This window comes from Flagellimonas yonaguniensis (assembly GCF_029193885.1).
Classification (GTDB): Bacteria; Bacteroidota; Bacteroidia; order Flavobacteriales; family Flavobacteriaceae; genus Flagellimonas; species Flagellimonas yonaguniensis.
In genome coordinates this window covers 204,550-218,265 of record NZ_JARFVB010000005.1, presented here as the reverse complement: position 1 = coordinate 218,265, position 13,716 = coordinate 204,550, and the positions used below count along the sequence as shown (strand labels likewise).

Annotated in this window: 11 protein-coding genes; 2 read left to right on the top strand and 9 right to left on the bottom strand. The window is 42.4% G+C overall.

The genetic code is table 11. The features are described from left to right. Positions 1-10 precede the first annotated feature (10 nt). From PY092_RS10710 to PY092_RS10695, 4 genes are all read right to left on the bottom strand, one after another. Positions 11-1,168: a porin family protein gene (locus PY092_RS10710; protein WP_275615833.1), complete on the bottom strand. Its 1,158-nt coding sequence runs from the start codon at positions 1,166-1,168 to the stop codon at positions 11-13. Further along, complete coding sequence (locus tag PY092_RS10705) at positions 1,165-1,572, bottom strand: c-type cytochrome (protein ID WP_275615832.1); 408 nt, start codon at positions 1,570-1,572, stop codon at positions 1,165-1,167. Before PY092_RS10705 ends, PY092_RS10710 begins: the two co-directional genes overlap by 4 nt. 72 nt (positions 1,573-1,644) lie before the next feature. Next, a complete protein-coding gene (locus PY092_RS10700; RefSeq protein WP_094997501.1) occupies positions 1,645-2,226 on the bottom strand; it encodes a helix-turn-helix domain-containing protein in 582 nt (193 codons plus the stop codon). A gap of 179 nt (positions 2,227-2,405) precedes the next feature. Continuing rightward, on the bottom strand, positions 2,406-2,825 hold the full coding sequence (locus PY092_RS10695; protein WP_275615831.1) for an HYC_CC_PP family protein: 420 nt from the start codon (positions 2,823-2,825) through the stop codon (positions 2,406-2,408). A gap of 115 nt (positions 2,826-2,940) precedes the next feature. Between PY092_RS10695 and tnpA the strand changes: the two genes are divergently transcribed. Both tnpA and PY092_RS10685 read left to right on the top strand, forming a co-directional pair. Beyond that, positions 2,941-3,390: an IS200/IS605 family transposase gene (gene tnpA, locus PY092_RS10690; RefSeq protein WP_275615830.1), complete on the top strand. Its 450-nt coding sequence runs from the start codon at positions 2,941-2,943 to the stop codon at positions 3,388-3,390. Between the two features lie 437 nt (positions 3,391-3,827). After that, a complete protein-coding gene (locus PY092_RS10685) occupies positions 3,828-4,271 on the top strand; it encodes a QcrA and Rieske domain-containing protein (RefSeq protein ID WP_275615829.1) in 444 nt (147 codons plus the stop codon). Positions 4,272-4,282: 11 nt separating this feature from the next. Here PY092_RS10685 and PY092_RS10680 read toward each other — a convergent pair whose 3' ends face one another. The 5 genes from PY092_RS10680 to PY092_RS10660 all read right to left on the bottom strand — a co-directional run bounded on the left by PY092_RS10680 (position 4,283) and on the right by PY092_RS10660 (position 13,633). Further along, a complete protein-coding gene (locus PY092_RS10680) occupies positions 4,283-5,086 on the bottom strand; it encodes a DUF6503 family protein (protein ID WP_275615828.1) in 804 nt (267 codons plus the stop codon). 1 nt (position 5,087) lies between these two features. After that, on the bottom strand, positions 5,088-7,658 hold the full coding sequence (locus tag PY092_RS10675) for a spermidine synthase (RefSeq protein ID WP_275615827.1): 2,571 nt from the start codon (positions 7,656-7,658) through the stop codon (positions 5,088-5,090). Between the two features lie 98 nt (positions 7,659-7,756). After that, on the bottom strand, positions 7,757-9,094 hold the full coding sequence (locus PY092_RS10670) for a hypothetical protein (protein WP_275615826.1): 1,338 nt from the start codon (positions 9,092-9,094) through the stop codon (positions 7,757-7,759). A 19-nt stretch (positions 9,095-9,113) separates the two neighbouring features. After that, on the bottom strand, positions 9,114-12,377 hold the full coding sequence (locus PY092_RS10665; protein ID WP_275615825.1) for a SusC/RagA family TonB-linked outer membrane protein: 3,264 nt from the start codon (positions 12,375-12,377) through the stop codon (positions 9,114-9,116). Positions 12,378-12,481: 104 nt separating this feature from the next. After that, complete coding sequence (locus tag PY092_RS10660; protein WP_121848282.1) at positions 12,482-13,633, bottom strand: FecR family protein; 1,152 nt, start codon at positions 13,631-13,633, stop codon at positions 12,482-12,484. Positions 13,634-13,716 lie beyond the last annotated feature (83 nt).

Here is a 13,716-nt window from a genome sequence, read left to right as displayed (position 1 = left end):
TATGATTCGATCAAAATCCTATGGCCCAATGCAGAAATAATCCATCTGTATTTGTGATTCCATTACCGTCATGGCCTCCTTCTGTTTCCGTGGTCTGGTAACTCAACTTGACTACAGAACGCCAGCTCAGCCAATAGTTGACGCCAAAGGCATACTGAACTGATTTTTCCTCCCATTCGGCACCCTCGGGAGCATTGAAATCTGAATATCTTCCAACAAACTCCAATTTCTTGACAAAGTCATTGCTTGCCATTGTAGGCCTATAGCTCAATTGCCCATAAAAGGAATTACTTTGGTTATCAAAAGAGTATTCTTCTGCGATACCATCCTCCAGTTCTGTAAAAGTTGCCGTATCCACATTGGAATTATTGTATTGCGCCTTTACGTCAACTACGCCGCCTATTCCTGATATTTGTTTGACAAAGGAAAAATCCAAGGCATAGAGAAAGGCACCGATATCTTCATATTCTGAATCTTCTTCCCCCGTTCCACTAGTGGAATACGCTGAAAACCCTATTTCTGTGGAAGAATCAGAAAAAGGCAGCAACCCGATTCGACCCCCATAAGCCTTGGCAAGATTGGTGTCCTCATAATTCTCGAATTGAAGCATCCCCGCTTCTTCAGGTTCCAAATTACCGTCCTTGAGACGTGGACCGTTTGTGGAGTATACCGAATAGTTCAAAGTAGGGCCTCCCAAATCAAATGCCCCTCTTAATTCTACCCCTATACCCGAGGAAGGTGCAATCCCGTCATGCCCATAGCCCAAAGGCGTATTGGGCAATCTGTTAATCCATGCAGGATGCAAGCGTTCCATAAAAGTGCCAAATGGTAAAAGAAATTTTCCGGCCCTAACGGTCATGTTTCTATTAAGTACATACATAACGTCCGCATATTCCAAACCGGTTTCCAGTTCGTTCCCTTCAAGAACAAACTCCAGTTCTGCCTCGAACATCAGCCTATCTGAATGTTTATAAAGAAATATTGGAGCAAAGGCCGCACCCAAAAATGTGGATTCTGTTTCATCGCCAGAATCCATATACTCAAATCCTGTATGCCCGTAACCACGCAGCATAAATTGGGTCTTGCTCGGTTCAAACGTGTTATAGGTCTGGGCGTATGAAGTTGTACCTAAGACCACTACTGTTAGAAAATATATTAGCTTTTTCATTGTTTCAAGGTTCTGATATAGTTAATCAATTCCCATCTTTTCTTTTCGGGAAGAGCGGTTTTATAGGAGGCCATGGGTGAGCGTCCTTCCTCTAGTTTCCAGAAAATTGCGCCGTCGGTCTGGGCTTGGAACTCGGCACTGGTCAAATTGGTCGGTAGCGGCTTTAATCCTGCGCCACCAACGCCATCACCTTTGCCCTTGGCTCCATGGCAGACCACACAGAGCATTCTGTACGTCCTTTTCCCGTTTGCCACTGCATCTGTGTCCCCCTTTAAGGGGTTGACAATCTTATCGGCACTTGCAGGGGCTACCCATTTTTCTTGGGCATGGCCATTGAACCCGAGAATTAACAAACCTGTGACCATTAATATGGTCCAAATACGTATGTCTCTTTTGTTTTTCATTTTATTGGTATTGAATTGTTAGTAAATCTATTTTTTGTTGGATGTTTACATCTGCATAATTTTCGTTCTTATCTATATAATTTCGTCCAGGAAGCTTCTTTCCCATACTTGGCTGTTTTTATAATCTGTCATGCTCAATCCAGTAACATTTTTAAACTGTCTGGATAAATGGTTCACGCTACTATAATCAAGTAGATAGGCTATGTCTGAGAACGCATGCTGTTGCAACTGTATGAGCTCTTTGACCCTTTCGACCTTCAGTTTTATAAAGTACTTTTCAATGGTAATGTTCTCTTTTTTAGAGAAAATCTTGCTCAACATCTTATAATCGCGATGTAGTTCTGCTGCCAAATGTTCGGAAGTCTTTTCCTTAATATGTAAAGGAAGGTCTGTTACAAGTTCGATTAAGGTGATCTTGATATTCTCAACGATCATTTCCTCCTCGTTCTTGGCGATTTCAAATCCGTTGGAATGAAGCACCTCCGCTATTTTCAAATCGATTTTTTTATCGATTTCAGTAGTGATACGGACTGATAGTTTGCCCAGTTCAAGGGAAAGCACTTCTACACCGATTTCTTCAAGGTCTTGCTTTATGACCTTAAGGCACCGACTGCAGACCATATTCTTGATCCAGTATTCTCTCTGAGAATCCATACTTTAGGGTTTATTGAATGTTCTAATTGCTTATGTCCGTAAGGACTCATTATTATTTGGTATTTTGACCAATTGGAGCGAGTGTCGTTGAAATAAAGGGTACGACATTAGAGGGCAGAACGCGATGTTTGCCAGTAGGAAGTACAGATTATTGGATCAATAATCTGTTTGAATAAAAATCAAATAAGGAAAGTTTCATGAAGCACAAGAATGTCCTTCTCGATCCATGGCGGATCGTAATTTACAAAGGGAACGATGTTTTTATCTAGCCCTTCAAAACGATTTATATAGGTGTAAAAAAAGCTATGTAAGAAAACATAGTTTTCGATGCTGAATTCCGCGGTAACCTTTTTAACGTTGTCATCACCGGCCTTGCTAAATGTTTCATTCCTGCAACAATCCTTGGCTCCTACAGAACACTCCTTGGAAGGGCTTTCGCTTTTTTGAACTTTATCGTCACAAGATTTTGCCTTACCAAATACGGCAATATCCACTAATTTGTTACAACAGAAATGCATATCAGCGCTAAAGGATGTGGTCGCAAAAAGTATTGCGAACGTCAAACCGATGGATACTATTTTACGTAAAAAGCGCTTCATACTCTAAAATTAGCAAAAAACTGTTTAAGTTTTAAAAGTTAGGCATTAACTCCCTGTGCTCTTGGCGCAGGGCTGAATTGCCTTCGTGCGAAGCACGAAAGTCGTAATTTTGGGCATGCCCAAAATTACAGATAGGAATTGGTATTGGCATCATAATGTTTCTGAATGTTATTACCACATTCAGTTGACGATCAAGTACAGGAAGAAACTGTTTGATCCTGTGGTCGAGAAAGTGGTGGTGGATGTTCTTTCCGGGTTTCGGGACCGATATTACATCGATGTCCACAATGTTGGTTTTGACAAGGACCACGTTCACCTACTTTGCAGGTTCTTGCCCAAGTACTCGGGGGGTCAGGTGATCCGTATGGTCAAGAGCATCACATCGCAACGCGTGTTCAAGGAGCTTCCATCATTGGAACAGGAGCTTTGGGGCGGGGAGTTTTGGACGGATGGGTATTATATTTCGACGATAAGTGGTCGAGGGGACAAGAATGTGATCGAACGGTACATAGAGAATCAAGGCCGAGCAGAAGATGTCAAACAACTTAGGCTGTTCGAGACCTGATCAATGCGAAGCATTGAAAAAACGCCCTGTGCTCTTGGCACAGGGATATTTACAATTAAGGGTCAATTTGAAAAATATATAATAATCTAATTTTTATGTAGTTAGAATCAATTTAAATGATATTATTTTTCAAAAATAACATAAGTGATTAAACAAGAACATGACGATTGTCATGTTTGCAAAAAAAGTTGAATGTAGTAACTCGAATAAAAGCTATTCTTGTTTTTTACTAAACACAATCAGCATAGTACTAAAAAATTGGTGTGTGCTTTTGGGTATATAACACTATAAATCAGATGCGTTCAAACACTTAGTTAGACCCCCGTGTAGAGAAATTATTGATTTTACTATCTTTTAAAAGATGCGCCGAAGACCATATATATATTGTTTGGATACGATTTTCTAGCAAAAGACGTTAATTTTTAAAAGTCTTTGTTATGGAAAGAAAACAGTTCTTACGAAGTTTGGGTGCCGGTGCGGCATTCGCAATTGTTTTTCCCTGTGTTCAAAGCTGTTCCAAAGATGGTAACGGAGACGTTTCACCAGAGGATATGAGACCGATACCTACTGGAATCGATTTTACGATAGACCTTAACTCCAATGAGGGTACTAGCTTACAGAACAACGGCGATTATATATTAAAAGACTATGTGGTCGTAGTTAAAAATTTAGAAGGTAATTTTGTGGCGGCCAGTCAGATATGTAGCCATCAACAGACCGAGGAAGTTAGGTTTGTTGAGAACGACGGCGGTATTTACTATTGTTCTACCCATGGCGCACGCTTTGACCAAACCGGAAAGCCCTTGAACAGTATTACGAGCAACCCTTTGAAAATATTCCAGACTGAACTTACTGGAAACCTACTTCGGGTCTTTGAATGAATTAGACTGAGCTAAGGTTTGGGTATCGTTTTGATTTTCACATTTTTCAATTGAATTAGGGAGAGTTCTTCCAGTTGGTCATTTTCAAAAGCCTTCTCGATTTCATCAAAATCAATGCCGTCCTTTATTTTAGGTTGTAGGTTACGGTAATCCTGTATTACGACCCCATTAACGTTGCGCTGGTTGTATGCTTCCCGAAACCGCATTCCCCCTTTGCCAGTAAAGTATTTGTAAGCCAGATAATCCATACTATAATCCTCAACATCGAACCAATAGAGGAACACATCCTCAAAATCATCGCCACCGCCCTCTTGCTTAAAAGTAACACGGATTTTATAGTACTCCTTACTTTTTATCACGCTTCTACCTTGGTCTTCTACAATGACCGCGGGGTCTTTGAGCCAAAGGGGCAAAAACGCAAAGTACATCACTGAATTTACCGAATTGGTATAGGCTTTCTCTCTTTTTTCGGTAAGGCTTATCAAGGTATCGGCCACATAGCGGACCAGCCCCTTATTGGTATAGACATCCCGTATTTCCGTGCCATCGCCTTTCTTGCCGATTCTTGTGTATTCAAATCGCCCCTGGCTTCTTTTGTATGTATACTGATAATCCCGAAAATCGAATGAAGCCTCGGCGTTTTTCAATTTTTCGGTTCCCGAAACTGCTATCGCCTTATCGATGATATCTTGTTGCGCAAACGAAAGACCAAAAGATAGTATAGATATGATTATTGGAATCGAAAAAAAGAATGGTTTGTTGCTTACTTGTTTCATATAGTCCTTGATCGGTCCAGTTGTTTTTTGGTAATTCATTTTATTTCTTGTTTGTTGGTATTCCCTTATTTTTTTCATCAATAGCTTTGGTCTCCGTATGTAAAAAGTCCGGTGCCAAGAACTGTATCCGTTCCCGTATTTTTTTTGCCTTATCTTCTTCCCCGGTACTGACATATCGCAAATAACGATGGTAAAGCGCCCCCACTTTTACAAATCGAATTTCTTCCTCTGTCAAGTTGGAAAGATAGGGGTCTTTCCCAGCAGGAAGATTAGTATTTAGTAAGGTCAACAAATCATCCAACTCCTTGCCTGTAATATAGCTTGCACTGCCCGAATTGGCTTGTTGCGATAGAATAGGTGCCTTAAATTCAATAGACCTTCTGTCATCGGTATTCAGTTCAACACCCGACAACCGATTTCTAATGGCCTCCAAGTTACCTAGATAAAAAAGACCGGCCATGTGGTTGTTTTCCGGGTCAATTTGCTTACCCACTACATGGACAATATTTTTGCGTAAGGTATTATTGTTAAGCTGTGAGCCTGCTTCCTGGCCAACGAGTACGATACTGGCCCGGTCCGTGGAAAAATCGGCCCGCCAGAGTGTCACTTGTGGATAAACGGCTGCAAATGTAGCGGCAATGGTATTGAAGTTCTCAGGTGTAAGCTGGTATAGCGGTAACCATTGCGCAAAGATGCCACCGGGCGATAATCGCTTTTTAACTTGTTCAAAATGTTCAAGGGTGTAAAGACTTCCCGTACCTGCATGCCACGGGGTAAAAAGGTCTCCGATAATAACGTCGAATTTCTTATTGGCGCCCAGAAGAAAGTTTCTGGCATCGTCAGCTACTATATTCGCCCGTTTATCTTTGAAAAGTCCATTGGTCCAAGGTGAAAAATAACGTTTTGCCGCAGTAACCACGTTGGACACCAGTTCAACGGCTACTACATTTTCTACATCATGGTTAAACGCCGCACCTGCCGTGATGCCGGTCCCCAGTCCCAAAAACGCCACATTTTTAGGTGCTGGATGTATCATAAGCGGAACATGGGCCTGCATTTGCTCGACCAAAAACGATTTCGAATCCCCGAGCACATAAAAATTATCTAATCGCATCTCTAAATTTCCCGCCAATTGTATTATAGAGACGACACCGTCGCTTGATTGCCAATAATCCAGTACTTTTTCTCCTGTTTTCAATTGTACAAGAGGTGGGTTTTTCAACACGAATATTCCGAAAATCAATGTAACTAGTAATAAAAGTTGAATAATTTTCTTTTTTCCGGATGCTGGGAAAACAATCAATAGAGCTAAGATGCCATACAGAACAGCAATGATTTTTATACTATTCCAGAGGCCGACCAAATCAAGTAGAACAAAACCTGCCACTACCGGCCCCACAAAGCCGCCCAACGAATTGTAGAGTACTAATTTGCCCGCGATTATCCCAGATGGCATATGGATTGTAGGGGCCGCTTTCAACAGAAAGGGAAACACGGCACCTAAAATAATAGTTGGAGGCATAATTACTATTAGGCTTAGTTTAAAGACGGACCATATATATGTAAGCCAAGATGCGTTCACTGCAAGGTACTCAAGTCCGTTTGTCACAGTACTGAATACCGTTGGAGATATTCCTATCAAAATTGCGGCCGAGGCCAACAATAAGATCAAAAGTTTTGTTGACGGCGCCCTTAGCCTTACCAGCACATGGGATAAAATACCGCCAAGCCCTAGGGATAAAAGGAACACTACCAATATTGCAGCGAACGAATAGACCGAATTTTGTAAAACTTGGGCGAACATTTTAGTCCATAAGGTTTCGGCCGCTAGTGCCAAGGCCCCGGAAAAAAAGGCGACCGTGATGAATTGGCCATAACCCAATTCGGATGTAGCGTAAGTGGATTTTTCGTGCTTTTCAGGCCAATCGAAGGCTTCAAGAGTAGCGGGGCGGGGAGTCTTATAAAAGCGGTCGATAACAAGCGCCAGAACCCCTACGGAAAGAGCCAGGGCCATGGCAAAGCTATAGGTTGCACTGACCCCGTACCTAGCTAACAAATAAAACGCGGCAGCAAAAGCACCTAGAGCGGCCCCTAAGGTATTTACGGCATACAAAATCGTTCCACGTCTTGAAAGGTCAATTCGGTTTTTCCCGATGTACTGTGCCAGAACGGGAAAGGTGCCTCCCATTAAAAATGAAGGAAAAAAAAGTAATGAAATACCAAATACAAACTTGATGACTAAGAGAACGCTTCTTGAAACCCCTAAAAAAGATACGATATCAGAATAGTATTTTTCATAGAAATGGAGGCCAGGAATCAACAAGAGTGCCGTTACGGCAATACCTAGCTCCATAAAGCCATATAAGCGAAGTGGCCGTTTAAAACGGGCGGAAGCCTTGCCAAAAAACCGTCCCCCAAGGGCCAATCCGAGAAAAAAAGCGGATAATGTTGCAGCCGTCGCATACGCCGCATTCCCGAACACAAGTCCCAGCCGGTACATCCAAATCACTTGGAATATAAGGCCAGCGGTGCCGGACAACAAAAACAAGGCACATAAGAAAATGAAGCTTCCAGAACGTTCAAATTTTGGAATCGCTAACAGGTTTTTCATAAAAAAATGTAATTGACAACTTTGCCTTCAGCAAACTTAAAAAGAAAAGAGGCCCTAAAAAGCCTCCTCTCTTTTTTGTATGACATTTTCAAATATTTTCAATCCAAACAGCCAACATAATTGGGGTTGTTAGATTCTGACTGTGGGACTAGAAATTTAAGATTGGGATTATATTCCCCTCCCTTGAAATAAGGCCCCCATGGAAACACACTAGAGGGCATCATATCATAAACATCCACAAGTCTTCTTAGGTCTCCCAGTCGATGACCGGTACTGAACAACCAAAAGGCACGTTCTGAAAAATGGGCCAGCAACAGGTCTTCGCCACTAATTCCTGAGAGGTCTAACTCTGATAGACCCATTGCGGCCCTAAGTTCATTATGTATATTCGCGACGGTTTGGGCATCATCTGCACTAGCGGCCGCCTCGGCTTCGATCAACCTTGCTTCTATTCCTGAGGCCAAGGCCACGGGTACACTGGAGGAATTGAATTTGAGTTGGTTGTAATACAGGGTAATATCATCTTGTCCAAATTCCGTGCCCCCGTCCCAAGGTGTCCGGGGATCCATAGCGGAGCGGTACATTAGACCATTGCCGCCTTTGCCATCTGCTATAGAAAACTGACGGCGAACAGTAGTCATTATATAAATACCGTTCTCTTGTCTACGACTGTTGTCCGATTGTTCAATATTGTAAACAAAATCTGATGGAACAGCAGCTACTTCGCCAGCCGCGGCATCAATTTGTCCTAGGCCCAAAAGGGAGCGGGCCTTGCCTAACCGCCCCAGGTTGGCCAATTTATCGTTGCTGCCGGCGTTGGTGATGGCTTGATCAAACCATTCGACCGCAGCATTAAACATTTGCTCAGTAGTCAAAGGCTCCCCATAGATCAATTCACCTCCGTCGGCAGGTGCCTTGCTAAAGGGAACCCCACCGCAAAAGGTTTCTGCGAACATAACATAGGCATACCCAACGATACTTTGCATCTCACTTTCCACTTCTGGATTTCCGCCGAAATTGGCAAGAAGGTCTATAGTAGTTTCGGCCCCGGTTCGTGATCTGTGCAGGTTACCATAAATTGTATTTATGTCACCGTTAATATCTTGAAGGTTTCGGGTATCAGCCTCACGTCTAGTGGGAAAGGTTCCAGAATAACTATACTCGTCAGCCATAAGGCCGCTCATAACGATTAGGCCCGTGGTAGCCCCATGGCCTGCTGCGGAACCGCTCATGGCCACGGCAAGATCTCCCAAAGAACCTGCGCGCAGGGTTTGTATACCGGCTTCGCTATTAAGCGATTCCGGTGTAACAATATCAGGATCTGTAACTTCTACCACCGAATCGCAAGATATACTCAACGATGTAAGTACAACCAAAACAACGACATTAAAGATCAATCTGGAATAGTTGTTTTTTATTTTCAGTAATGTTCTCATTTTCTTAGATTTTTTAATGTTAAAAAGATAGGTTTAGCCTTGCTTTCCAAGAACGCACGGGTGATTGACTGAGAAATTCCTCAGTAGTAAAATTGGCTTGCCCCTCAGAACTTATTTCGGGATCAAGTCCCGTGTAGTCGGTCCATACACCCAAGTTTTGCCCGGAAAGCGTCAGGCTTATACGATCAAAACCAAGTTGACTCGAAAAGGTGATAGGCGCATTATAGGTCAACGAAATTTCACGAAGCCTCCAAAACGAAGCATCTTCGATATACCCAGCATTAGTGCCCAAAAATTTTGATGCAACGGCCCTTGCCTGATCGGCAAGCGAGGCATTGGGATCGTTCAGTTCTTGGTTGTTACTATTCCCGTTTCGCCAAGAACCGGTGTTGTTATAAAGTTTTTGACCACCCCTGTAGTTTAGGAGTCCTCTTAGCACAAATTGATTTTCGAAAAAACTAAGTGTTGGGGTAAATGAAATATCGGTAGTGGCAAACGGCGTACCTAAGTACCCTACTTCCCCAACTTGTATCTCATCCTGCCCAATGAAACCATCGCCATTGGCATCGTTAAAAGTATAGGTTTCATCCCAGTAACCGCCAAGGGGAAAGCCTTCAACGTGACGTTGTTGACCAAAAATGACCGGTTGTATGCCCTCACCCAATTCTATCAATTCATTATCTATGAACGAACCCACAAAATCGACCCCAAAGAAAAACTTATCGGTTTCGATGATTCTTGTGTTCAATCCAATTTCAATACCCGAGTTTTTAACGGAACCCAAATTTTCAAAGCGCCCTTCGCCCACGCCGAGCGATAAGGGCAATTGCCTAAATATAAGAGCATCTTCGGTACGTTTATTAAAATAGGTCATTTCAAAGCCAATTTTTTCGGACAATAGTTTCGCATCAAAGCCGAACTCAACTTCCGTTGACCGCTCTGGGGTTAAGTCGGAGTTTCCAACGCTGCCAATAGTGACCCCGGTAACACTTTGTCCGTCCAGTGTAGCGGCTATGGGATTGAAAAACCTCAGCGCATCATTGGTGCCCGGTTGTACCCCCGAGGCTCCCCAGGCTCCTCTAAGCCGTAACGAGCTTATACCATATTTGTCGGAATCATTGAAAAATTCTTCTTCCGAAATCAGCCAAGAAGCACTCACTTTGGGGTAAAATACCGAATTGAACGAGGCACCAAAAGAACTCCCGCGATCGGCCCGTACGGCACCAGTCACGAACAATTTGTCATTAAAACCGATCTGTTCCTCCACAAAGACACCTACGGTACGCGACTCGATGGTCTGTTCGTTACTTTGTGTTACTGCTGCCCCCGCAATAGAATTACTACCCGCAACCAACTGAAGACCGGTTGCGAAGGTGCCTTGCGAAAGATTCTGTAAATATTGGAATCCAAGGGAAGTTCTGGAATTTATGCCCTCCCAAATATCTGTTTTGTAAGAACCTACGGCATCCAAAGTATAGACAAAATCGTTGAACCTATTAGAGAACCGGGCACCTTCGTCGTAGTTTAGAAAATCAGGGGCTTCACCCGTGGGGAAAAACTGACTGTCCCAACGGGATGTAAAATCTAGGCCTCCGGAGGCTCTTAGGTTCAATTTTTCAGAGGGTTGCCAAATGAGTTCAAGACCACTGGTAAAACGATTGATTATTTGCCGGGTGTCTATGGTAAACAGTTCATCGGGTGTAAATTCGCCCCAACCGTTGTTGACATCTATGGTCGATGTACCATTTAGGCCCTGACTCATTAATGCGAGGGCAAAATTATCGTTCAAGGGAAGTTCCAGATTACTGTTGGTGTAGCCCGTGGTCAAATTTACCTTAAGGTCATCAGTAATCTTGGCTCCGAAATTTCCCCGGAAATTCGTTCTTTTTATGTTATTGACGGGCAACACGCCTTCACCGTCGGTAAGACTTCCCGAAAGGAAATAGGTGAGTACTTCCGAACCTCCCGATACGCTCAACCCACCGCCATAAGACTGTCCGGTTCTAAAAGGCGAGGTACGCGGGTCGTTCAAGGGCTGAAAAGAATTGACCGTACTGTGGACAAAAGTGCCTTCGGCCGCTTCAAAGTTGAAACCGGGATTGCCTGCTGCGTCAAGTGCCTGATAGTTTTTGGGATAGGTTGTTACATCTTCTACCAAACCGCTCTCGAAAAATGCAGACCATCTTGGTTCTCCTTGTTTACCTTTTTTAGTGGTAATACGAATTACACCGTTGGCCGCAATAGATCCGTATAATGTTGCCGCGGAAGGACCCTTGATGATTTCGATAGACTCAATATCCTCTGGGTTGATATCATTTAAACGGGAAGGGGATTGCCCACCTGTTTCAAAAGAGATTGAATTTGCCTCGTTATTAATCAAAATACCATCAACATAAATTACTGGTTCGTTGGAAAGGGATGCACTGTTCGAACCCCTGATCCTAATGCGCGAGCCCATGCCTGTAGAACCTCCACTACTTGAAATCTGAACGCCGGTCGCCTGCCCCTGAAGTAGGTCCGAGACATTGCTTATCGGCCGCTGCTTTACGTCATCGGCAACGTTGAGATTCGCAATGGAATTTCCCATCTCAACCTTACGGCGCGCACCGGTTGCGGTAACGATTACTTCGTTCAAATCCATTGAACTTTGCATCATGGCAACGTTAATTACGTCTGCTTGTTTTACACTGATTTCACGTGAGGAAAAGCCAATATAGGAGAACACAAGAATATCGCCCTCAGAAGCTTCTATTTCATATTCCCCATCAAAATTGGTGGAAACCCCCTTAGTGGAGCCCTTGATGACAATACTCACTCCACCTAAGGGAATATTGTCTTGATCGGTTACCGTGCCAGTTACCGTCATAGTTTGATCCGGAACCTTTGGAGGATTGGATGAGGCCGGACTTGTACCGGAATTCAACGTTTTGCCGTTTTCAACCAACACGATAAGTTTTCTTCTAATTTCAAAAGAAACATCGGTTTCCTTTAGAACTATACCCATCAGTTCATCTATCTTGACTTTGTCGACGTTTACGGAAATACGTTTATTGATGTCTAAAGTGGAATTCTTATAAAGAATGTTGAAATCGGTCGTTTTCTCTATTTCTTCAAATACGGAGGCTATCGTAGCATCCTTCATGTTCATAGAAATATTGGATTTCTGGGAATACGTGTTATTTGCCTGAAGTTGAAAAAAGGCAACTAAAAGAAACAACATGGTAATTTTCATTTTCAGGTCTATTTTAATCGTAAAATACCTTTTACATAGTGTGTTTTTCATACTTTTGAGAGAGTTTAGAAATTGGTCAAATAGTTTTTAAATTCGTTTGGAATCATGGGATTGTTCCAGCAATCCCTGATTCTTTTAAGGTTCACTCCATACGCTTAGTTTTTAAGGTTAATTTTAATGTTATTGTTTTCAATGTTGTAGTCAAAACTTTTAATCCGTTGAAAAGCCTGTAGTATTTCCTCAATGGTTTCCGTTTTAAACCTTCCTGTATATCTTTCTTTGCTTACCTGCATATCCTTTATCTCGATTTTTACATCATAGTGCCTTTCAAGTTTTTTTGCGATATGATAAAAGTCTTCGTTCTTGAACAACAATATGCCATTTTTCCAAGCAATGTAACTGCTAACATCTATATTAGCAGTGGCTAGTTCATCATCGGAATAGGAATAGGAAGCCAGCTGATTCGGTTTTAGGATTACATCTCCCGAACCAATAGAATTATTCCGACCGACTGACAGACTACCTTCAACAAGTACCACTTGAATATGTTCGTCATCTCGGTAACTGGAAATATTAAATTCCGTCCCTAGGACCTTTGCATCAAGAAGCTGTGTGCTGACCGTAAATGGCCTTAAAGAATCCGGAGCAACGGTAAAGTAAGCTTCCCCTCTAAGAACAACATTCCTTGGGCCTTCGTCGTAAAATACCACTGGGTATGTAATTGAAGAACCCGAATTAAGGTATACTTCCGTACCATCGGATAGTACCAACTGAAACTTTTTCCCATAAGGTACATCCAAGGTGTTGAACACCAACCGATTCACCTTTTTTTGGTTCGATGCTACTTTTTTATAGGTAATTTTAGTGCCTTCTTGCTCTACCACATAAGCATTTGTAGTAGACACTATTCCGGTTGCCTTGTCATTTAAGGTTTCCTTTTTAGACCCATCTTCAAAAGTAATCGTGGCTTCTTTTTCAAGAATTACTTCAGGACTACGTTGCTCGTAAGCATAAATACCTAACATAAGAACGCCGACAAAAATCGCGGCATACCTGAGTAGTAAGTTCCTTTTTTTGACCCTGCCTGCGACGAGTCTAGCGTGATAAAAGGCCGATGTCAGATTTTTCTTTAGGTGTTCCGTACTTTCTTCTTCTCCAGCCCCGGTTATTAGATGATGGAGTTCCACCTCTTCCTGAAAGCTAGATTTATTTTTATCGACCCATTTGGCCAAAATATCAATCTCATCCAAAGTTGCCGTATTGGCCAAAAATTTGTGTATGATAATTTCTATTTTCTTGTTTTTCATTGATGATTTTTAGGAAAGTCCCAATTCATATTATGTAAACGATTGAACTATACAATACCCTTACTTTTTATTGTCAATAATCT